22 protein-coding genes and 2 riboswitches are annotated in these 22,381 nt (G+C 36.4%); of the genes, 4 read left to right on the forward strand and 18 right to left on the reverse strand.

The window, feature by feature from the left end:
* Positions 1 to 174: 174 nt before the first annotated feature.
* Entirely contained in the window at positions 175 to 2,007 is a 1,833-nt protein-coding gene (locus BK577_RS00405) for a coiled-coil domain-containing protein (protein WP_078431105.1), read from the reverse strand.
* Complete coding sequence (locus BK577_RS00410; RefSeq protein WP_078431106.1) at positions 2,007 to 4,007, reverse strand: efflux RND transporter permease subunit; 2,001 nt, start codon at positions 4,005 to 4,007, stop codon at positions 2,007 to 2,009. Before BK577_RS00410 ends, BK577_RS00405 begins: the two co-directional genes overlap by 1 nt.
* A gap of 206 nt (positions 4,008 to 4,213) precedes the next feature.
* Between BK577_RS00410 and BK577_RS00415 the strand changes: the two genes are divergently transcribed.
* Together BK577_RS00415 and BK577_RS25680 are read left to right on the forward strand one after the other, a co-directional pair.
* Positions 4,214 to 4,780, forward strand: a complete 567-nt coding sequence (locus BK577_RS00415) for a TetR/AcrR family transcriptional regulator (RefSeq protein WP_078431107.1) — start codon at positions 4,214 to 4,216, stop codon at positions 4,778 to 4,780.
* Positions 4,781 to 5,026: 246 nt separating this feature from the next.
* Positions 5,027 to 5,173 carry a BH0509 family protein gene (locus BK577_RS25680; protein ID WP_139367241.1) on the forward strand — a complete coding sequence of 49 codons (147 nt, stop codon included), beginning with the start codon at positions 5,027 to 5,029 and terminating at the stop codon, positions 5,171 to 5,173.
* A 56-nt stretch (positions 5,174 to 5,229) separates the two neighbouring features.
* Here the strand turns inward: BK577_RS25680 and BK577_RS00420 are convergent, their stop codons facing one another.
* The 3 genes from BK577_RS00420 to BK577_RS00430 all read right to left on the reverse strand — a co-directional run bounded on the left by BK577_RS00420 (position 5,230) and on the right by BK577_RS00430 (position 8,218).
* The gene (locus BK577_RS00420) at positions 5,230 to 6,333 is read right to left on the reverse strand and encodes a 5-methyltetrahydropteroyltriglutamate--homocysteine S-methyltransferase (protein ID WP_078431108.1); all 1,104 of its coding nucleotides are present in this window, start codon (positions 6,331 to 6,333) and stop codon (positions 5,230 to 5,232) included.
* A gap of 107 nt (positions 6,334 to 6,440) precedes the next feature.
* Positions 6,441 to 6,545, reverse strand: a riboswitch (SAM riboswitch).
* 117 nt (positions 6,546 to 6,662) lie between these two features.
* Positions 6,663 to 7,901 (reverse strand): MFS transporter, encoded by a 1,239-nt coding sequence (locus BK577_RS00425; RefSeq protein ID WP_139367242.1) that lies wholly within the window; start codon positions 7,899 to 7,901, stop codon positions 6,663 to 6,665.
* The gene (locus BK577_RS00430) at positions 7,898 to 8,218 is read right to left on the reverse strand and encodes an HPr family phosphocarrier protein (protein WP_078431110.1); all 321 of its coding nucleotides are present in this window, start codon (positions 8,216 to 8,218) and stop codon (positions 7,898 to 7,900) included. The genes BK577_RS00425 and BK577_RS00430 overlap by 4 nt, the downstream gene beginning before the upstream one ends.
* 204 nt (positions 8,219 to 8,422) lie before the next feature.
* Here BK577_RS00430 and BK577_RS00435 point away from each other — a divergent pair, with 204 nt between their 5' ends.
* Positions 8,423 to 9,340: an AraC family transcriptional regulator gene (locus tag BK577_RS00435; protein WP_078431111.1), complete on the forward strand. Its 918-nt coding sequence runs from the start codon at positions 8,423 to 8,425 to the stop codon at positions 9,338 to 9,340.
* Between the two features lie 49 nt (positions 9,341 to 9,389).
* Here the strand turns inward: BK577_RS00435 and gnd are convergent, their stop codons facing one another.
* The 7 genes from gnd to BK577_RS00470 form a co-directional block, all read right to left on the reverse strand.
* Complete coding sequence (gene gnd, locus BK577_RS00440) at positions 9,390 to 10,283, reverse strand: phosphogluconate dehydrogenase (NAD(+)-dependent, decarboxylating) (RefSeq protein WP_078431112.1); 894 nt, start codon at positions 10,281 to 10,283, stop codon at positions 9,390 to 9,392.
* Positions 10,284 to 10,352: 69 nt separating this feature from the next.
* Positions 10,353 to 11,843: a glucose-6-phosphate dehydrogenase gene (gene zwf, locus BK577_RS00445; RefSeq protein WP_078431113.1), complete on the reverse strand. Its 1,491-nt coding sequence runs from the start codon at positions 11,841 to 11,843 to the stop codon at positions 10,353 to 10,355.
* A 136-nt stretch (positions 11,844 to 11,979) separates the two neighbouring features.
* On the reverse strand, positions 11,980 to 12,792 hold the full coding sequence (locus BK577_RS00450) for a sulfite exporter TauE/SafE family protein (RefSeq protein WP_078431114.1): 813 nt from the start codon (positions 12,790 to 12,792) through the stop codon (positions 11,980 to 11,982).
* Between the two features lie 14 nt (positions 12,793 to 12,806).
* Positions 12,807 to 13,073, reverse strand: coding sequence for a hypothetical protein (locus BK577_RS00455; protein WP_139367243.1), 267 nt, complete (start codon positions 13,071 to 13,073; stop codon positions 12,807 to 12,809).
* Positions 13,074 to 13,234: 161 nt separating this feature from the next.
* Complete coding sequence (locus BK577_RS00460; protein ID WP_078431116.1) at positions 13,235 to 13,804, reverse strand: cupin domain-containing protein; 570 nt, start codon at positions 13,802 to 13,804, stop codon at positions 13,235 to 13,237.
* A 73-nt stretch (positions 13,805 to 13,877) separates the two neighbouring features.
* Positions 13,878 to 14,921, reverse strand: a complete 1,044-nt coding sequence (locus BK577_RS00465) for a flavin-containing monooxygenase (protein WP_078431117.1) — start codon at positions 14,919 to 14,921, stop codon at positions 13,878 to 13,880.
* Positions 14,922 to 15,122: 201 nt separating this feature from the next.
* Positions 15,123 to 15,650: a hypothetical protein gene (locus BK577_RS00470; RefSeq protein ID WP_078431118.1), complete on the reverse strand. Its 528-nt coding sequence runs from the start codon at positions 15,648 to 15,650 to the stop codon at positions 15,123 to 15,125.
* A 215-nt stretch (positions 15,651 to 15,865) separates the two neighbouring features.
* Between BK577_RS00470 and BK577_RS00475 the strand changes: the two genes are divergently transcribed.
* Entirely contained in the window at positions 15,866 to 15,979 is a 114-nt protein-coding gene (locus BK577_RS00475) for a hypothetical protein (protein ID WP_026560055.1), read from the forward strand.
* A 70-nt stretch (positions 15,980 to 16,049) separates the two neighbouring features.
* Here BK577_RS00475 and BK577_RS00480 read toward each other — a convergent pair whose 3' ends face one another.
* The 6 genes from BK577_RS00480 to BK577_RS00505 all read right to left on the reverse strand — a co-directional run bounded on the left by BK577_RS00480 (position 16,050) and on the right by BK577_RS00505 (position 22,028).
* The gene (locus BK577_RS00480; RefSeq protein WP_078431119.1) at positions 16,050 to 17,108 is read right to left on the reverse strand and encodes an LLM class flavin-dependent oxidoreductase; all 1,059 of its coding nucleotides are present in this window, start codon (positions 17,106 to 17,108) and stop codon (positions 16,050 to 16,052) included.
* A gap of 141 nt (positions 17,109 to 17,249) precedes the next feature.
* On the reverse strand, positions 17,250 to 17,687 hold the full coding sequence (locus tag BK577_RS00485; protein WP_078431120.1) for an SRPBCC family protein: 438 nt from the start codon (positions 17,685 to 17,687) through the stop codon (positions 17,250 to 17,252).
* Positions 17,688 to 17,708: 21 nt separating this feature from the next.
* Positions 17,709 to 18,491, reverse strand: a complete 783-nt coding sequence (locus BK577_RS00490; RefSeq protein WP_078431121.1) for an SRPBCC domain-containing protein — start codon at positions 18,489 to 18,491, stop codon at positions 17,709 to 17,711.
* 321 nt (positions 18,492 to 18,812) lie between these two features.
* The gene (locus BK577_RS00495; RefSeq protein WP_078431122.1) at positions 18,813 to 19,478 is read right to left on the reverse strand and encodes a DUF421 domain-containing protein; all 666 of its coding nucleotides are present in this window, start codon (positions 19,476 to 19,478) and stop codon (positions 18,813 to 18,815) included.
* Between the two features lie 182 nt (positions 19,479 to 19,660).
* Positions 19,661 to 20,662, reverse strand: coding sequence for an LLM class flavin-dependent oxidoreductase (locus tag BK577_RS00500; protein WP_078431123.1), 1,002 nt, complete (start codon positions 20,660 to 20,662; stop codon positions 19,661 to 19,663).
* A gap of 166 nt (positions 20,663 to 20,828) precedes the next feature.
* Positions 20,829 to 22,028: a phosphoglycerate dehydrogenase gene (locus tag BK577_RS00505; RefSeq protein ID WP_078431124.1), complete on the reverse strand. Its 1,200-nt coding sequence runs from the start codon at positions 22,026 to 22,028 to the stop codon at positions 20,829 to 20,831.
* Between the two features lie 132 nt (positions 22,029 to 22,160).
* A riboswitch (ZMP/ZTP riboswitch) is annotated at positions 22,161 to 22,239 on the reverse strand.
* Between the last annotated feature and the right edge of the window lie 142 nt (positions 22,240 to 22,381).

Consider the following 22,381-nt stretch of genomic DNA (forward strand, 5'->3'; position numbering starts at 1 on the left):
CCCAATTTCACCGTATTCCTTTTAATTTTATTATATAAGATTAAGAAAATTTGGATTGTTTTTATTTTAGAGGTCATTTTGCAGGGGGTCAATAGAAAAGCAATGTGTTTGGTCCATCGGGACAGGTTCCTTGGCCCAAAAAAAGAGGGACAGTGAACCTGTCCCTCTGACCCATTATGAAAACAGGTTCTTTAGGCGTGCCCAGAATCCTGTTTGTTCTTTTGTTGTTTTTTCTGGTTTTTCTTGTTCTTCTTTTTTGATGCTTTCTGTTTTTATGACAAATTGAACGGAATTTATTTGATGGTTTTTAGGTGATACGAAGGATACGGCTTCGAAGTCGGATTTGTCATAGTCTGCGATCATCTGATCCACTTCTTGTTTCATTTGTTCAGGTAAATCACTTGTCGATTCATAAAGTTCATCTGTTCCATCATGAAGCTTGCCTACACCGTTTTCCAATTCATCCGTTCCATGTGAAAGTTCATTAATACCAGTGTGCAACTTAGTATAGGAGTTAGATAATTGGTTTACTCCTCCTGAATACTCTACTAGACCTGAGTGGAATGCTCCATAATTGGAAGAAAGCTGATTAATTCCTTCTTGTAACTGTGCAAATGATTCTGCAACATCCATTTGTTCAAGTGAGGATGAAATTCCATTTGCAATCGTATCAAGATTGTCAGCCATTTCTGATAGAGCACTGTTAACTTGGCTTAATGTCACATCTACTGCGTCAAATGCTTCTTTTAGAGCCGAATAGGTTCCCTTTGCCGTACGGGCGGCAGCATATGTTTCCAGTAATTGATTCAGTACTTGTTGATCTGCTCCGCTCTTGTATAACGCTTGTGTTTGTTCTTTTGTTATTTCGTATTCAGGAATAGCTTCCATTGCTTTATTTAACTCATTGTATGCTTTGGCAAAGTTTTCATTAAATGTCATTAAACCATCAGACGTTTCTCTTAGCCCGCCTGAAATTTGACTGAGCCCATCATCAAGCTTTTTAAAATCACCAAGACCCATTTCCTCTGAACCACTGCCGCTAAGAGATGTATTCAATGTTTCGAGTGCCTGCTGAATGTTTTTAGAGGCATTGATCAGTTCAGTTGACGAACCATCTATTTTTGACATCCCTTCTTTAAATTGAGAAGAACCGTTGCCTAATTGATGTACGCCGTTATTGAGTTCCGATACTCCATCCTTTAAGTCACCAACACCATTGTTAATGTCCTTTATAGCATCTGTTAAAATTTCCATATCGCCTGTCATGTCATCAATATTAGGTGCATCGATTGGCATGGAAGATGGAATAGCTGTGATATCGATGCCATCCAGTTCAAAATGAAGAGCATCTGCTTCAACTGTAAGTTTTTCCTCTTTTTCAGGCATGACGGTAAATGTTACTTGTTTGTTTTTTCCGGCATTCGCTAGCATCCCGTCAGGTGCCTTAATATTGCTATATTTATCGGTATCAAGGGCAAGTGATATTTGTAATAAGTAGTTTTCAAAAAATATCGAATCCACTTGTTCGTTAGCTGATGTACGAATTTCTATTTGTACATGTCCCTTTTTCCCAGCCAGTTCATCAGGGTTTATTTGCTTTCCATCTAGTATATAAGAAATGGAAACATCCCATGGCAAAGGCTCTTCCTTCATATTACCTTGATAATAAAATTTCCCCTTCGAATCAGCTGTTACTCGAACAGTATTGTTTTTTTGCTCAAGCTCTGTTAGGTCTGTTAAGTTTTTTAAGCTTGTGTATGGCCCATAATCAACTATTTCACCAGGCTTTTCAATATCTAAGATATTAACCACATATGCCTCTTGTCTTTCTCCGGTCGCACTTAGCTTTGCATAGACAACTTCATCTTTAGATGAAATTTCTCCAGTACCTTGAGAAGAATCACCATTTGATTTGCTGTCATCTGAAACAGCCGTAACATGTAATGAAGGAATCACGAAAATAGTTGTTGTCAAGACAAGTAGAATTTTACTTATGCTTTTCTTCATCATTTCTTCTCCTTATAAAAATGTGCTTTTAACGTTGTTTTTGCAATTAGCTTATCGAAGACAATGAACATAGCCGGCAGGAAGATCACAACCATAATAAAGGCAAGTAATGCCCCTCTTCCCAGCAATAACCCGATAGAAGATACAATTGGGTTTGAGGATGTAATCCATAAAATAAACCCTACACTTGATAAAATGACACCTGAAATTCCAATCGAAAATATCTTCTCATCCAGTGTTTTTTTCATTGCTTCCAGTGCTGTCATTTCTTCACGATATTCTTTATAAGCATCTGTTAAAAGGATCGCATAATCAACTGTTGCCGCAAGTTGAATAATACTAATCAACAGGTAGCCGACATAAACTAATGCTGAATCTGTAAAATACGGAACCGAAAGATTAATCCAAACAGATGTCTGAATCGTCAAAAGTAGTACGATCGGAATCGAAATCGATTTAAACGTTACGATCAGGACAATCGCAATCGTAATGATGGTCAAAAGATTTACCAATGTATTGTCTTTTTGAACGGTATTTTTTATATCATATAATGTTACGCTTTCCCCAACTGAATAGACTTCATCATAATATTGTTTTGCCTTACTGTTGACTTGTTCAATTAATTGGAATGCCTCTTCTCCCTCGTTTTTTGTTTCAGTTTGAAGAATCAATCGACTATAATTCTCTGAATAAAACTGTTCTGTTACAGAGGGATCCAAATACTCGGGAGGAATCGCCGAACTTACCGTATTCACATAGGCAAGAACACTTGATACATGTTCAATGTTCTCTAGCTCTTGGACAAGCTCATCTTCTTTGGCAATATCTCCCCTTGGAACAAGCAGGACAAGCGGTGTACTTTCACCAAACTGTTCTTTTATTTTTACGATATCACTTCCTACTCTTGTATCTTCTGGCTGATCTCCGACACCGTAAATGAAATTTGTCTGACTTTGTGCTAAATATGCCGGTACGATTAGTAATAAAACAATAAGTAAGCTTGGAATTTTCATTTTCACCAAAGCATTGCCTTTATTTTTAATACTAGGCAGCAATGGTTTATGCTGTGTCTTGTCAATCCATTTATAAAACACAAGCGTTAATGCCGGTAAGAACACCATTACACTTATAAAACTTAGTAAAATTCCTTTTACCAGGTTGATCCCTAAATCGGAACCAATTTCAAAGTTCATAAATGATAGTGCGATAAACCCAAAGAAAGTTGTTGATGCACTTGCCGTTATCGCCGAAAAGGACTTTTTCATTGCAAGCTGCATGGCTTCCTGTGGATCTGCTGTTTTCTTGCGATAATCAGAAAAACTATGTAGCAGAAAAATCGCATAATCAAGTGAAACAGCAAGCTGTAAAATCGGGGCAACAGACTGGGTCACAAAGGATACTTCTCCAAGAAACATATTCGTACCCATATTAATTAAAATAGACACACCAATTGCGGTTAAAAATAGTACAGGCTCTACCCAGGAATTTGTTGAAACAACTAAAATAATAATAATAATTGGAACTAATAAAGCTGCTGCATACATGGATTCTGTTCCGGCCATCTTTTGTTGTGTGGCCGTATTAAGAGATTCCCCTGCCATCGCATTATCTTCCCCAATAAGTTCATAGATTTCATCTGTAATAGCGACTTCATCACCATCACGGATACTGAATGAAAATAATGCTTTTTCGTCCTTATAATACGTTTCTACAACCTCTTTATCCGCCATTTCGAGCGGCGCTTTTATGTCGATCGCATCATCCAACCAAGTCACATCTGACACACCATCAATGGCAGCTAATTCTTTTTTAAAAGCAAGAGCTTCCTGAATGGTCACATCATTGATCATCACACGGTTAGACGGAACACTTCCCTCAAACTCCTGCTCCATTATGTTCATCGCTTTCGTTGACTGAGCATCTTCCGGCAGGTAATCTGTCATATCATAGTTTACCGATACAGTTAATGTTGCTAAGGAACAAATGATCGTCAGGACCATAAACGTGATCACAACTGCTTTTTTGTGTTTAATAATTCGTGCTGCAATATTTATAAGATTTCACCCTCTCTTGCCATTTTTTCTTGTACACCCTATCATTATATGGACACGGTGTTGGCTATTCAACAATCAGTTAGTTAACATCCGTTAGTTGAACAACACATATTCAAAATGTGTTGGATAATGTATAAGAAAAGGTGATTTTCATGGCTAGTTCTAAACTGGATCGACGGAAAAAATATACTCAGATGGTCTTAAAGGATAGCTTAATGAGGCTTTTAAAAGAGAAACAAATTTCTTCCATAACAGTTAAGGAAATATGTGAGCATGCTGATATTAATCGTTCTACATTTTATTCCCATTACAGTGACCAATTTGATCTTCTTGATAAAATAGAAGATGAAATCATTGAGGATTTAACAGGATATTTAAATCAATGTCATTTTGAAAATGATGAAGATGATCTTCAGATGATCGAAAAGTTATTAGAATACTTCGCTTCAAAGCATGAAGTGTGCCAAACACTCCTTAACGAAAATAGTGATACGACATTTCAAAAAAAAGTAATGGTTTTCGCTCAAGATTTCTTTATGAATCATTGGAAGGCTGAAAAACAACTCAGTGAAGAACTCTCAATGTATGTCAGTACGTTTATTATAAGTGGAAGTATTTACGCAACGAAAACCTGGCTTAATAACGGAATGGACAAATCTCCAAAAGAAATGGCTGAACTCATTAATCATGTCATTAAATACGGCCTCTATGGAAAGTAGCATGTTTCACTGGGTTCGTATTTCCCCTTAACATTCCCAGAAATCTCTGGCCTATTTCTTATATAAAACAATCATTCTATGTATAAATAACATTTCTATATTAGTTTTCGCAAAATCATATCAAATTGATATTTGTTTTATCTCTTTTTGAGATATATAATAAAGACAAGAAGTTAAGGAAAGCGATTACAATATAACAACAACAAAAGATTTATTCTTGGTTTATACATAAGGAGGATTTTAAAAATGAGCAAAGTTGCCAGAGATTATAAAGTAAATAAATTATTAGACAAACAAAAATTTAGTGAAAATCAAATTTCCGAAATGTCAGATGCACAAATTGAATATTACCACTGGCTCTATTTTGAAGATTCTGTTTACGATTATATGTAATGTCTAGTTCAATAGATTAATAAAAGCGAACATCAATTGATGTTCGCTTTTACATGTTATCCCCAAATCTCTTTAGAAATGTCAACGATATATTTTAACTTCTCCCATTGTTCCTCTTCCGTTAGGATATTTCCATGATGTGTGGAAGCAAAGCCGCATTGTGGGCTGATACATATTTGCTCTAGTGGTACATATTTTGTTGCTTCTTCCACACGCGCTTTAATGTTTTCTTTATCCTCTAACTTGCCATGCTTTGATGTGAATACACCAAGCACAACTTGTGGTCCACCATTTGGTATGTGTTCTAATGGCGCAAAATCTCCAGAACGGTCATCATCATATTCCAAGAAAAACCCGTTTACTTTTTCTTTTGCAAATAATGTTGGCGCAATTTTAGCATAACTGCCTTCAAACGCCCAAGTTGAACGGTAATTTCCGCGGCAAAGATGTGTTGTGATAATAAGATCTTCCGGTTTATCTTCTAATACACCGTTTGCCACACGTAATGCTAAGTCAATTAATTGTTCACGGGAATAACCACTATCATTAAATGGAATTTCCGGTGCATTTAATCCGGCAATGTATACATCGTCAAGTTGCAGATAGCGGCACCCGGCATCATAAAAAGCTTTAATAGCATCACGGTAAGTTTGAATCACATCATTTGTGTATTCTTCAATGTCAGGGTAAATATCCAGATTACGGATTCCTGCATTAAATAATTGGTTTGGACTAGGAATCGTTTGTTTTGCAACAGCACGGTCTCCAACGATTTCCTTAAATTCAATGAACTCTTTTACATGTGGATGGTCCTGATTAAAGGAGATTTTCCCCGTTACTCTTACATCATATCTTTCGGTTTCTTCTCCATTGAATTTGAAGCCATGTCCCGGTACATACCCTTCAACACCATGTAAATGTTCTAAAAAGTCTGTATGCCAAAATCTGCGGCGGAATTCACCGTCTGTTACTGCCTGCAACCCTACTTCAATTTGCTTGTCCACAATTTTTTTAATTTCTTCTGTTTCAATTGTATGTAATTGTTGAGCAGTAATCGTTCCTTCTTGAAAATCCTTTCTTGCATTATGAATTCTCTCAGGTCGCAACAAACTTCCTACATGGTCTGCTCTAAATGGCGCTTTTACTAGTGTTTTTGTCATATCTATTTCTCTCCCTTTTTGGTATTACAGCATAACTTTCTGATAACATAAAAAACCCTCTTCCAAAAATAAGAAGAGGGGTCAGTTAGCATCATTATGCCTTGCTCCTCTTATCTCTATAGCGTCACACGCTACTGGAATTGGCACAGTACTTTTGAAAGTCCGCTGCCGAGGTTTCAAAGGGCCAGTCCCTCCACCTCTCTTGATAAGAAAATATCAAAATATTAAATTAATATCATTACTATACAGTGAGTATTCATCCATTGTCAAACGTTTGAGTTGATTTCTTCCAAAAACCGACTTTTTTCTCCATATTATCCAACACTGTATCAGCCTGTTTTGCTTGGAAAAGGAGAAACTTTCACTTTATGTAGACTGTTGCTTACTAACAAACGTTTTACTAGCATATGAAACATGATCAATGAAAAACCGACAGCCACAGCACTTACTATAAACAAAACTTGATAGCTTGTATGTTGGGAAACCCAGCCCAACAAAATGGCACCCAGGCCAATTCCAAGATCAGTCGCTGTTGTAAAAGAAGCATTCGCTACCCCGGTTCGTTCTGGTTGAACAAGGCGAATGGTAGCAGCTTGTAAAGCAGGTTGAGCAGCACCAAATCCAATCCCGTAAAGGATTGCAGCTAAAAGAACAGCAAACAATCCGTTCGAAAATCCTAATACAGCCAATGCGATTATTGTGATGATGAGGGCCGGACCTATGACAAATGATTCTCCGTATCGGTCTGAAAGCTTACCGGCAATTGGTCTAATAAGAACGAGAGTAAAAGCATAAACGAGAAAAAATGTTCCGGAATTAACGCCAATGGAACTAGCAAACAATGGAACAAATGTGGTGACTCCGCCATATGCGATAAATAGAAAAAAGACGGTAATTGTGACGGGTAAAACTGATTTTTCGAAAAACTCCATTTTCTTCAAGCTCGATTGCGGTTGAAAAGGAATTTTTGCTCCGAAGATTAAGAGCAAGGCAATGACGGACAGACTAAAAGCAAATAGAAATAAAGAATGATAGGAAAGGTTTTCCATAACCCAAATTCCAAACATCGGACCGATCGCCATTGCAAGCGTCATTGCCATACCAGACCAGCCTAATCCTTCTCCTCTGCGGCCTGATGGAATCATATCTGTGATCGCTGTAAGAATTGAAGTTGTGGAAACAGCCCAGCTCATCCCATGCAAAATTCTTAATGCCATCAACACAACAATTCCACCAACCCAGTTATAAAGGTACATTGAGATAGAAAAAAGAAGGACACCACCTATAATAAATGGCAGTCTTCCGAACCGGTCCAGTAGACCACCTACTATTGGACGAAAAATAACCGCAGAGAGCATAAACGCTCCCATCATAAGTCCGACCTGTGATTCATTACCACTGATCTCTTTAATAAACAAAGGTAGTGTAGGATACAACATATAAAATGCGGTAAATAAAAACAGCATGCTTATCAGCATATTAATATATGACTTCGTCCATAGTCGTTCCATTTTTTCCTCCTTTAAAGGAGATTTGTTCGTACTTTCACTGGTGTCATTTCTTTCTATAAGCTTAATTTAACGTTTTCTAACAGGACAAGTTTCTTGCTGTTTTTTACCGCTTGAGCTTCTCGTATATGAACATTAATTGTGTGTAAAGCTTCATAAGCATCAACTCCATGTACTGTTATTAGAAATTGACAACCGGGATACAGTTTTAGATCCATAAGCTCCATTAATGACTGTGCTGAATTTTTTAAATTAACTTTATGTCCTTGGTATTCAAGTTCGATCTTTGAACTGAACCTGCTTGAAACAATGACCAACATTGCTGATAACCGGGCAATTCCTGTATTCGGTTTCATTTTAAATTGTTTTTTAATCACCCTTCTCCTCTTCCCCTTTCTAATAATGTGTTTTCCTCTTTTTAGAAAAGTGTTATAGTCTCATTATCCAACAAATGTTAGCATTCTGATATCGCATTCCTATCAAATGTTTGCCTAATCCTCTCACACCATCTTACGGATTTCCTTAAAATGCTGTAAAATAAAGTGAAATATTTATCCTTGTTAAAGAGAGGAGAATGACAAATGTCTGAACAAATGCATTTGCAGCAGTCTGAACTTGCCAACATCATTGAACGAAAGGCAGATCAAAATGGTGTTTCCCTTACTGATATTCCTTCTTTATTTTTCATCAATAGAACTAGTGTGACAGAGCCTTTTCACGGAGTTTATAAACCATCTTTTTGCTTGATTATTCAAGGTGAAAAAGAGGTATTCCTGGCGAAGGAACGCTATGTTTACAGTCCTGCCGATTATCTTGTAGCCTCAGTCAATGTACCTGTTACAGGACAAGTGATAAAAGCTTCTACTGAATCTCCATACATAGCATTAAAACTTGAATTTACACCAAGCCAAATTTTAGAGATATTAGATGAAACGAAGATACAAGTCGGATTCGAAAAGAAATCAAGCCGCGCTATTCTTGTCAGCAAAGTGGAAGAGTCATTGTTGGATGCGGTTGTCAGGTTAGTGAGATTAGTTGACTCTCCTAACGATATTCCAATTCTCGCTCCGATTTTCAAAAAGGAAATTTTATATAGAATTCTTCAAGGACCTCATGGAAGTGCCCTGAAACAAATGGCTATTGAAGGTAGTGAAGCATATCGAATTAGAGAAGTTATTAGTTATATTATGAACAACTTTGAAAAGTCATTTCGAATTGATGAACTTGCTGAATTAGCAAAAATGAGTGTCTCATCATTACATAGACACTTCAAAGAAATATCAGCAATGAGTCCGATTCAGTTTCAGAAGCAGTTAAGACTACAAGAAGCTAGACGCTTGTTACTTTTAGAATCAACTGATGCTGCTGAGGTTTCTTTTCGGGTAGGTTATGAAAGTCCTTCACAATTCAGCCGTGAATATTCCCGTATGTTTGGCCTTCCACCTAGAGAAGATATGAAGCGTTTGAGGAAGAAGCTTGATTATAAAATTAATGCTTAACATGTTAAAAGCTACCCAAGTTGCAACATGCAGAGGGTAGCTTTTCCTACTATTTCTTCTCTACTGCATGTCCACCAAACTCATTTCTTAATGCTGCAACAACTTTACCAGTAAACGTATCGGTTTCAAGAGAACGGTATCTCATCATTAATGAAAGAGCAATAACAGGTGTTGCCGCCTGGAGATCTAACGCTTCCTCTACTGTCCACTTTCCTTCACCGGATGAGTGCATAATCCCTTTAATTCCATCCAACTTCGCATCTTTAGCAAAAGCGTTCTCAGTTAGTTCCATTAACCATGAGCGAATAACTGATCCGTTACTCCATACTCTTGCTACTCGTTCATAATCATAATTAAATTGGCTTTTTTCCAAAACCTCGAAACCTTCGCCAATTGCTGCCATCATTCCATATTCAATCCCGTTATGAACCATTTTTAAATAGTGACCACTTCCTGATTTACCTGTATACACATATCCTTTTTCAACAGATGTATCCCGGAAGATCGGTTCCACGATTTTCCATGCATCTTGGTCTCCACCAATCATGTAGTTGGCACCATTGCGGGCACCTTCCATTCCTCCTGATGTACCAACATCAAGGTAGCTAACACCAACTTCCTTAAACTCTTCATATCTGCGCATTGACTCTTTGTAATGGGAATTTCCCGCCTCAATGACAATATCACCGTCAGATAGCAATGGCTTTATGTCCTGAATCACTTGATCAACGACTTTATGCGGAACCATGATCCAGACAATTCTTGGACGATCTAGTGATTGTACCAATTCATTTAGATTTGTCGTTCCTTGTGCTCCATATTGTTTAATCTCTTCGATTGCTTGTTCATTAATGTCAAACGCAACCACTTCATGATGGTGATCAATTAAGTTTTTGCTAATATTTAGGCCCATTTTTCCTAAACCAATTAATCCAACTTTCATCAAAATCACTCCTACGATCTAGTCTATGATCTGTACTAAGATGTTCGTCTCCTGGCACTAAATAGTGCTTCATTTCCCATCTTCATCTATATCTTCTTTTTCGTTTTTATTGTCAATTGACCACCAAAAGAATCCTTCTTCTTCAAGTAATATGTGAGCGGCTTTTGGACCATATGATCCGGATGGATAGTCATGTAGAGGGACTAAATTTTCCTCAAAAGCCTCTAAGATTGGCTGAACAAGCTGCCAAGATAATTCAACTTCTTTCCAATGAGCGAAAAAAGTAGCATCACCTTCTAATGCATCTACTAATATGTTCTCATATGCCTCCGGAATTCCCCTCTGTTCAGGTGTAAAGTCAACATGTATAGGTTCAATTTCCCCTTCTTTCAACGGATTTCGGCTATTTAACTGTAATGACACTTCACTTTCCGGGTTAATTCCGATTTCCAATAGATTAGGCTCTGTTTGTTTATTATATTTTTTCAAAGGATTTTTAAATTCAATCACGATCCTTGTTGATTTTTCCTTCATACGTTTCCCTGTACGAATATAAAACGGAACACCTTTCCATAAAGAATCATCTATCCAAAGGCGGGCTGCGATGAATGTATCATTTGTTGAAGATGGATTCACACCGGGTTCTTTCTTATAACCTATTACTTGTTCACCATTTATCTCTCCTGGTCCGTATTGACCCCTAATAACTTCTTTGAATACATCCTCTTTTTTTATAGGACGAACAGCCTCCATGACCTTTCTTTTTTCTTGACGAATGTTTTTCGCAGAAAAACCATTTGGAAAATGCATGCTGAACATCATAAGCAATTGAAGTAAATGATTTTGAAACATATCACGAATTGCCCCTGCTTTTTCATAATAGGCAGCCCGCTTCTCGACTCCAACTATTTCACTTGCTGTAATTTGGACATTTGCAATATACTCATTGTTCCAAAGAGTCTGGAGAACAGGGTTCGCAAATTCCAATGTTTCCAAGTTTTGAACCATTGGCTTTCCTAAGTAATGATCTATTCTGTAAATTTCTTCTTCATCAAAAACACGTGATAATTTTTCATTCAATTCTCGTGCAGTAGTCACATCTTGTCCAAATGGTTTTTCAATAAGAAGTCGCTTCCACCCATTTGTTTGAACGATTTTAGACTCTTGTAGCTTTTTAACAATTACGCCAAAAAACTGGGGAGCTACCGAAAGATAAAACAGTCTGTTTTCCGGAATATGTAACGCGGTTTCTTGCGCTTTGATTAACGAATATAATCTTTCATACTCTAAACCTTTTGTCACATCGACCTTACAATATCGAATGAGATGAAGAAAATCACTCATTTTTGGATCACTTGATGAATGATGTGAAAATGAATCGATCGATGATTTGACATGATCGTGAAACGCATCATCGGTATACTCAGTAATACTCGAACCTATAATTGAAAATGGGGTTGGCAGCTTTTGGCTAAGAAATAATTCAAATAAGGCCGGAATGATTTTTCTTTTAGCTAAATCTCCAGTAGCTCCAAATAAGACAAATGTAGAACAATCCATTTTCCGCCCTCCATAAAAACTCATCTTTTACCTGTAGTCTGTCCAGTTTATTCCGATTTATCTAATTATTTTTGATCACGCCAAAAAATCCTTCATGTCTGCACAAAAAGGATTTTCATTCAAAAAGAGTACCATTTTATAAGCCTTGAAAAATCAACCGGACCCCGACAACAACCAGGACAAGTCTTAAAATGACAATAACCGTTCCGTCTTTTAGGCGACGATTAATAAAAGCACCTGCTTTCGCACCAATCCAAGCTCCTGGTGCTAAAACAAGGATCCATAGCCACTCAATATTACCAAGCTGAATATGCGCAATTGATCCAACAATCGAAGACAAAAACACCATAAACATCGAAGTTGCCACCACAATGGAGGCAGGAAACCTGAATAATAAAAGCATCGTCGGAACCATTAAGGAACCACCGCCAATTCCAAATAAACCGGACAAAACGCCAACGATAAAAGCAATCAAAACTGCAAGTACAGGTTGAAATTGTAAGATGTGCTCTTCACCCTGTTTATCTCTAAACGTATGAGTAATACCAACTGGATTTGTATTCGGCTTCAAATATTTTTGAACACTTAGGAGGAGTGAAATGAAAATGACAAAAGTCCCGAAGAATATGTAGAAAAGATGTAAATCAATTGTTTTATTAATCAATGCTCCCACAAAAGCTCCAGGCCCGCTTCCGATAAAAAAAATCATTCCTGCCTTAAAGTAAACTGTTTTTTGCTTCATATAACTTAGTGTTGAAGAAAGGCCTGTAACAATTAAGATGATCATTGAGGTCCCAACAGCAAGCTGTGGTGTTATGGATGGCAATAGACTTGTATAGTTTCCAATAAAAAGTAAAGCAGGTACGATAATAATTCCTCCGCCTAATCCGACTAGGCTACCGAGCATTCCTCCTGCTAGACCTATAAAGAATAATAAAACCAACAGCATATAAAAATCTCCCTTTAAGATTTCAACTTTTTACCTACTATGTAACCCGCATAAAATATGACAAGTGTGTAACCAAAAACCAGCAAAATTGATGTAGGAATGGACTTAGCAAACGTAATAAGAGCAGCAGATAGCTTCATTAGTTGTGGAAGCAATTGATCAATGGTTGATAAATAATATACATGAACAATGAGCAAACAAAAAACAATGATAAAAATTGGACGAAATAACTTAATAATAGTCCTTTCTTTATTACCTTTTTTATTTGCAGTTTTTCTCACCACAGCCACACCCCTACACCTCTTTCTATCATTCTACTGATTCTAGTATGAAGGATTGATATATCTTAAGCAAGAAGAACAGATTTGATCTGTATGAAAGAAGAAACTTAAAAATAAAAGCGACCCCTTATAAAAGAGTCGCAACCTAACTAATGATTATCCTAATAGGATTCTTCCGCTGCCATCGCTTCAGCTTTGGTAGTATGAACTGTACCAAATGGATGGTTAGGAGGGGCATAAATCGAGTAAAGCTTCAAAGGAGAATTCCCCGTATTTATAACATTATGCCATGTTCCTGCCGGTATCAAGATAGCAAAATCATCATAAACATTTCGTTCAAAGCTTAAATTATTTTTTCTTTTTCCCATTCGAACAAGTCCCTGCCCTTGTTCTATACGTAAAAATTGGTCAACATTTGGATGCATTTCCAATCCAATATCCTCACCGGCATTAATACTCATTAATGTAACCTGTAAATGTGTTCCAGTCCACAAAGCTGTACGAAACGTATTGTTTTGCTTCGTTGCTTCATCAATATTCACAACATATGGCTTAGCTCCGTAATCTGCAATCGCCACTCTTTGATTGGAAAATTGTTGCCCATTTATCACATTGGCTTGATCAGTTACATTTGGGTATGTCCAATAGACAGACTGTCTTCCATAAGACGGCATCGGTGAAGGAACATAGTAAGAATATGGATTTTGATATACATAAGGAACAAAGTACATTGATCTTACCCCTTTCCTAGGTTCTAACCTATCCTATGCAATAGAAGATAAAATGTACTTTTAATTACTCTTACTAATCTAATTTGTCAAAACTATTTATTTTCTTTACAATATACTCCGCATCAAATCCAACCCCTTGTAATAAAGCAGAACTACGACGATATTGCCAAGGTAGACCGATAAAATATAACCCTTTAATATTTGTTACTCCACGGGTATGGATAACATATCCTTTTTCATTTATTATATGATTTATGTTCAACCAAGAAAAATTAGTTTTAAACCCTGTAGCCCAAATGACATTTTGAATTTCGAGTTCTGTTGAGTCCTCGAAAACCACTTTATGTTGATTTCCATCAGTTACACGTTTTTTCAACTTGATACGACCTTGTTTTATCGCTTCTTTTAATTCAAATCCAAAAATAGGGTCGCCTCTTTTTTGGATGAGCCTCCCTATTAAAGAAGTATTCGATGCTTTTAAAATACCGATTTTATCAAACCACCAGAAGATACTTTTTCTCCTAAGTAGCAATGGTAAGTAATTTAATTTCCTGCTAACAGCTAAAAATGTCTCTCTTTCTTTCGATAACTCAACAGCAATCTGTGCCCCACTGTTTCCACCTCCAACCACAAGAACATTTCCATCTACCAGTTGTTTTGAATTTCTGTATTGTGAAGAGTGAAGTTGATTGATGTTTACTTTCTTTGATAATGCAGGCAATGAGGGTATCTGAAAAGGACCTGTAGCGATGACAAGATTTTCTGCTGAAAATTCATCATTTTTTGTCTTTATTATAAAATGACCTTCCTTTTCTGAAACACTCACAACTTCTGATTGAAAACGAATCTGTATATTAAATTTCACTACATACTTCTGTAAGTAATCCACAACGTCATCTTTTGTTGGAAAACCGTGTGATTCTCCCTGAAACTTCATACCTGGTAAGGCACTGTACATACGGGGAGTAAATAAGACTAACGAATCATATCTTTGTTTCCAACATTCCCCTACCTCATTCTCTTTGTCTAAAATGAGAAAGCTTTTGTTAGATTGTTTTAAATAATATCCCACAGCAAGCCCGGCTTGACCAGCTCCTATTATGATTGTGTTGTACAATGCATACACCCCTTTATATGTATAAGTGTTCATATAAACATAATGACTGGAGATATTTGGTTTTTCAATAATTTTGTTCTATATAATATATGTAGAATTACGTCGAATATTGTCTAATCGAAAATAAACTAGTAGAATCGTACAATATCTAGCGATAATCGTTAATATCCTACTAAAATCGTAAATAAACTGTGTCATTTGTCAATTTCTATGTACTTTTGAAAAACCCGTAATTAAAAAACAAGTTAAAAAGGCAACTGCTGTAACAAAAGAGGCAAAAAATAGACCAATAAACCTCATAAACGTGTCTTCACCAGGATATTGAGGCTCTATCGTCATCATCATATAAATAAAAACGATCGTTAATATTAAGTAAAAACTACTGCCAACAGCTCCAAGTTTCAGTCTGTTACCTTTTGTTCCTTCCCAAGCTTTGTTGATCAAAATCCAAACATAAATACTTATGATAACAGCTAAAAACATAATCACTAAATGTAAATATGGAATCATGAGAAACATATGGCCATACAACAAACCTCCTGTAAGGAGAAATAAACCGGCGTTTATTCCAAATAAACTTAAACCCGCTAACCAATGATACTGAAACCACCCTAACTTTTCCAACCTTTCAACAAATGAATGATTTTCAGGTATTATTCCTCTTAACCGATTCTTAAAAAGAATGATCAATAGTAGGACCAAAAAACCAAAAAACAAAATTGAAGTCATTTACTCTACTCCTTTTCCACTTTCTTTTAATATATTTCTAGCTTAATTTATATTTTATTGTTTTTCAATAAAAATGATTTATTTATCAATATTTTTTTGATGATTATTAACAATATTAAACAAAAATATGTCTCAACTGTATATTCTTTTTGATAATTATCATAATAAGGAAGGCAAACAAAATATCATTTATTTGAAAAGGCGGTGTATGAACAATGAAAAAAGGTCTACAAAATTCTAGTCTTGAGCAACAAAGAAATGATCATGAAACAGAATCAGCTTTTAAAAATGAGGGTGCAAAACAAAAAAATAAAGGTTCAAAAAAATAAAATTCAGATCAGTTTTAATCTACAATACAAAAAAGCACTCGTTTTACGAAGTGCTTTTTTTATTATTTGTTTATTTCAATCCACTTTGAGACTCCCATGCCGCTACTTCCTCACGAACTCTTGGTGCAACTTCTTTTCCTAATAACTCAATCGCTCTCATGACATCTTCATGTGGCATTGATCCCACTGGAACATGGAGCATAAATCGTGTAATCCCTACGTTTTTGCGAAGGTGAATAATTTTCTCTGCAACCGTATTCGGATCTCCTACATATAGAGCGCCATCAAAACTTCGGGCTGCATCAAAGCTTTTCCTGTCATAATAACCCCATCCTCGTTCTTTCCCAAGCTGATTCATTACTTGTTGTGTAGAAGGGAAAAATTTATCTGCTGCCTTTTCAGTCGTTTCGGCAATAAAACCGTGTGAATGGGATGCAACAGTTAGTTTTGAGATGTTATGCCCCGCATGAGCAACTGCTTTTTTATATAGCTGAACCAATGGTTCAAACTGGATCGGACTTCCACCGATAATAGCCAATACTAATGGTAAGCCAAGAATACCTGCCCGGACTACCGATTCAGAGTTTCCTCCACTACCTATCCACACTGGAAGCGGATCTTGCACTGGTCTTGGATATACACCTCTGTTTTGAATAGCTGGCCGGTGACCACCTCTCCATGTTACTTTCTCAGAGTCTCTTATTTTGAGTAACAGTTCGAGTTTTTCTTCAAATAATTCATCATAATCTTTTAAGTCGTAGCCAAACAAAGGGAAAGATTCAATGAATGAACCTCTTCCTGCCATAATTTCTGCTCGTCCATTTGATATCCCATCAAGAGTTGCAAAATCCTGAAACACCCGGACCGGGTCAGCTGAAGAAAGAACTGTTACAGCACTTGTTAAGCGAATATGTTTCGTTTGAGGTGCTGCTGCTGCTAAAATGATTGCAGGATTCGATGCAGCAAAATCTTCACGATGATGCTCACCGACTCCAAACACGTCTAATCCTACCTGATCAGCTAAGATAATTTCCTCCACTACTTCCCTGATTCTCTGTGCATGACTAACAACTTCACCGGATTCTACATCTGGTGTTGTTTCCACAAATGTACTTATGCCTATTTCCATATTATTTTTCTCCCTTGTAATTAGCTAGTATGTAAAACAAACAGGTACTTTTAACTACTATATTCTAATATTTTTTTTCAATTCTTTGTAGTAATACAGCTTAAAGGAACATCCTCTCCTAAAAGTGAATGTTCCTATGAGTTATTTTGTTTCAAGTATTCGTTTTATCTTCTGTAAGTCTTTATTATTTGCCTTTTTCATCATAGTTGACATAAATGGCGTAAAAAGTTTAGAAAATCCAGTTGGAATTCCTTTATTTCTTAGAATCATCCGTGTTCGTCCCAGATCTTCTTCCTGCCATGTATACGTAGTTTCCATTGGAAATGGTCCAGTTGCAGTTTTCATCACTAATTTTCTTTGTGGTTCATATTCGACAATTTCGTATACGTATGCAAGTTCCCGCCCCAGGAAATTGGCTTTAAAAGCAATTTGACTTCCTATAGCGAGAGGTTTTGGTGTTTTCCACTCAACAGCATGAATATTTACATACCATTTCGGAGCATGATCAGGATCTGTTGCATAATCTGAAACGACTTCAATAGGTTGATTAATTACTATATCTGTTACCACATCCACCATTTTTTGTTCCTCCCCCTGTTTCTAGGCTTTATTTTCTACATATTTTTTCAATAATGTTCCTAGGAGATATTCCCAACCATGTTTATGATCCTGCTCCCAGTTTTCTTGGAGGACTCCTGAAGCAGTATGGGAAAGCTGAAGGACTGTTCCACCGTCTTTGTCAATAAGTTTATAGGTGTATGCACTGTTTACGGCTCCTTGCATTCCTAAATGACCTTGAACACGTATTTCTTCGGGTGCATTGACATAATAAACTGTCCCCCAAACAGCTCCTGCATTTTCTCCCCATTTTTCCATAAATTGTCCTCCCGGAACAGGTTCGAATGTAAATTGAGAGGATAGATGTTTAGGAGCTAAGCGGAATTCCCACCAATCTTCAACTTTTTCCGTTAGTGCTTTAAATACTTGTTCACGACTTCCATCTATAAAAATCTCTTGTTCAATATGAAAAAACTTATTTGTTTCCGTCATTTTTTGACCATCTCCTTTTTTCTCTACAACTGATCTAAGATTTAATAAAGAATTTGCCGTTGGCTGCATATACTTACCAACCCATCGGTTATACATTTCTTGTAGCGGGACAGCATTTAAATAATTGAGTTTGAATTTCCCTTTTCGTCTTGTAACAATCAGATTCCCTTCTTCTAAAATCGTTAAATGCTTCATTATGGCATATCGTGTTACGTCAGGAAATGACTCATTAAGTTCACCTGTTGTTTTCGGTGATTGTTTTAGTAAATCGAGTATGTTTCTACGGATTGGGTGGCCCAATGCTTTAAAAACATTTGAAAGCATCTCTTCCATTTCACCCCTCCTCACTTAATCATTCATTGTTTCTTATGTTACCAAATGGTCACTTATCAATCATGTGACCTTATGGTAACATGTTAATAATATATTGGTCAAGCCTTCAAATGGATAAGCTAATACACTGTTTCTTAAAGTCTTACCTATTCACTTATTCAATTTAACTATCTTAATTATGGGCCAATTGATAAACTAACTGTTATCTCATTCCTATCAAATTATTGCCTTTTTATTCCAATTCAATTATTTAAACTGAAATAAAAAAAGCATGGAAATGACCGTAGATTCCACGCTTAAATATCCTATATTCATTTCCAATCATGACATAATTCGTTTCTTAATGATCAACTTTTTTGTCTTCTCATTCACATAAGCATAAAAAATATCTTTTTCTGTCAGGTTTTGCTCTTTTAATTTATTTTTCAACCATTCCTTGGTTTTTCCTAATAATTTCAAATTACGTACCTGGATTCTCCTATCGACAATGACGGAAATCGGTAATCCTTCATCTTCAATTGGTATGTTCATGTGTTGTACCGTTACTGGTGTATTTTCTGGTTTTGCTATGACACTAATTTCTCCGATTGGCTCCAAAATTGCATAATCGATATCGGAAACCTTTGGAAAACCTTGACTTCTTAAGATTGATAATATCTGCGCAATGGATAGTCTTGATTTTTCAATATTGTCCTCCACAAACTCACCATGCTTAATTAAAATGGTAGGTTCTCCTAAAAAAAAACGGTTTCCCCATTGCCATAATGTAAGCTTTGAGAACAAGATATGAATTAAAACCAGGATCGCCAGAGCATAAACTGTTGGAAGAAACTCTGTGCTTATAAGAGGTTCTGATGCTACTGTACCAACAATAATAATTGCCACTAAATCATAAGGTGTCATTTGAATGATCGTTGATTTTCCCATTAGCCTCATGATCATTATCGTTAGGAGATAGATTACAAAAATCTTGAGGAGCAATTCCATTCCGTTCACCTCATACTATTTTTTCCTATCTTCCCCACTTTTTTCCCATTTATGCTGAATTGGAATTATATCACAATTTAAATAACAGTGAAATTCATTATGTCTATTATTTAGGATAAAAAATCCCTTAAATGTACAGGATTTGTCCAACATTTAAGGGATAGATCAATTATGTTTCTATTTTATTTTCCATCAACAACTTCTTTTAATATTTCGTATGATCGTTTTTGTTTTTCCGGATCATAAATGTATGATACTGCCATAATTTCATCAACGTTATATTTTTCTTGGAAACTTGTTAACTGGTCTTTAATTGATTCCCTGGAACCTAATAATGTAACACTTGACATTGAAAGTGACATTTCTTTTTCATGCGGTTGCCATATACCCTCCATGCTTTCTACTGGAGGACGTAATGGACTTTGAGTTCCCCTAACGACATTTAAGAAGAATTGCTGCATAGTTGTTTGTTCTCGTCTCGCTTCATCATCACTTTCAGCCGCAATGACATTTAGGCATACCATCATATATGGTTTTTCTAGGTATTCAGATGGTTGGAAGCGGCTACGGTAAATTGAGATCGCTTCTTCCATGTATCGTGGAGCAAAATGGGACGCAAACACATACGGTAAGCCCAACTTCGCCGCTAAATATGCTGAGTCTGTTGATGAGCCGAGAATATAAATTGGAATATTTGTTCCAACTCCAGGAAAAGCCTTCACATATTCTTGTTTATCGGATGGTCCGAAATATGTGAGTAATGCATTCACATCATCAGGAAATGTGTAAACAGAATCGTTCTGTGAACGTCTTAATGCACTTGCCGTCATCATATCAGTACCCGGTGCACGACCAAGTCCAAGGTCCAGACGATTTGGATAGATTGTTGCCATTGTTCCGAATTGCTCGGCCACAACTAATGGTGAATGATTTGGCAGCATAATTCCACCAGATCCCACCCGGATTTTATTAGTATGCTCTAACGTATGTTTCATTAAAATAGAGGTCGCCGAGCTTACCAAAGTTGATGTATTATGATGCTCAGCAATCCAGTATCGAGAGTAACCCATCGCTTCAATAGCTTGAGCTAAATCAACCATTGAATCAATTGCTTCCTTAGCATCCTGCCCTTCACGAATTGGCACTAAATTTAAGACTGAAACAGGAATTTGTATATTCGACATTTCTACTTTCCTTTCTTCATTAAGTTACGATTCTATAGTAACAAGTTCAACGACAGAAACAAACTTTTATGCTTAGCATTCACTTCTATTTACATTCCATTCTTTTAAAAAAACGAAAAAAGCTGCTGTTTACAAGAACAGCAGCCTTATCCTAATATCATTAATTTTAGATTAAACGAGTTGTAACAATTCCTTCAATATTTGTAATTTGAGCTTCTAGTTGAGGGATAATATCACCGTTTACTTCATTGTCAATGTCAATCATTGTGTATGCATATTCCCCACGGCTTCTATTCACCATGTCTGCGATATTTAAATTATAACTTGAGATCGCTTGAGTGATTTGACCAACCATGTTTGGAACATTTTTATGGAATGTCGCAACACGGCGCTTACCAGTGTATGGAAGTGCTGCATTCGGGAAGTTTACAGAGTTTTTAATATTTCCAGTTTCTAAAAAGTCCTTTACTTGACGAGCAGCCATAATCGCACAGTTTTCTTCAGATTCTTTCGTAGATGCACCTAAATGTGGAATCGGTACAACATTATTCATTTTCAATACATTTTCATTTGGGAAATCTGTTACATATTTGCCTACTTTTCCACTTTCAAGTGCTTCTTTCATGTTCTCTTCATTTACTAACTCACCACGAGAGAAGTTTAAGATGTGCACACCCGTCTTCATAATCGCAAATGTTTCTTCATTGAACATACCTTTAGTATCAGGTGTTAATGGAACGTGGACAGTAATATAATCAGAATTTGCATATAATTGCTCAAGGCTCATCGCACGCTGTACTTTACGAGATAAGTTCCATGCTGTATCGACAGAGATGAATGGGTCAAAACCGATGACGTCCATATCTAATCCAAGTGCATCGTTTGCCACAAGTGCACCAATTGCACCTAACCCGATTACTCCAAGAGTTTTTCCTTTGATCTCTTTACCAACGAATTGTTTTTTACCTGCTTCAACAAGTTTCGGTATTTGGTCTCCTTCAGCTTCCAGAGATTTTGTCCATTGAACACCTGCAAATAAATTTCGTGAAGAAGCCATTAATGTTGTCAAGACCATTTCTTTTACCGCATTTGCATTTGCACCAGGTGTATTAAATACAACAATTCCTTGATCAGTGCATTTATCAACAGGAATATTATTTACACCTGCACCGGCACGTGCGATAGCTTTTAAATTGTTCGCAAATTCCATTGAGTGCATGTTGTAGCTTCGTAAAACAATGGCATCAGGATTTTCGCTATCATTGTCAATTGTGTAGTTGCCTTTGCTAAACACATTTAAACCAACTTCTGCGATATTGTTTAACGTTTTAATTGTTTTTACTTTTTCTAGAGTTGTTGTACTCATTGAAATCTCCTCTTTTCAGGTATTTTTAAAATTTTATGAATATTTTCATTTTAATAAGATAATGGGATTATATCATAATTCGACATAAACGTCCTCCTTATTAAACAGAAAAAGGCAAGGGATTTAATCCCTTACCTTTGCCCAGGCGAACGGCTTCGACACTATGTGCTCCCTCACGGTAATCCGTGTTTCGCCAGTTACACATAGCCTTTTCAATTACCTATATGATACCATATTTTGAATGAACTTCAACCTTAATTTGAAGAATATTCTTATTAACATAATAATTATATTATTGGCTTTTTCTAAAAGCATTTTTTGAAAACGAGCCTCCTTTTAGTCAAACCTTGGTT

This window comes from Metabacillus halosaccharovorans, assembly GCF_002019635.1.
Taxonomy (GTDB): Bacteria; Bacillota; Bacilli; order Bacillales; family Bacillaceae; genus Metabacillus; species Metabacillus halosaccharovorans.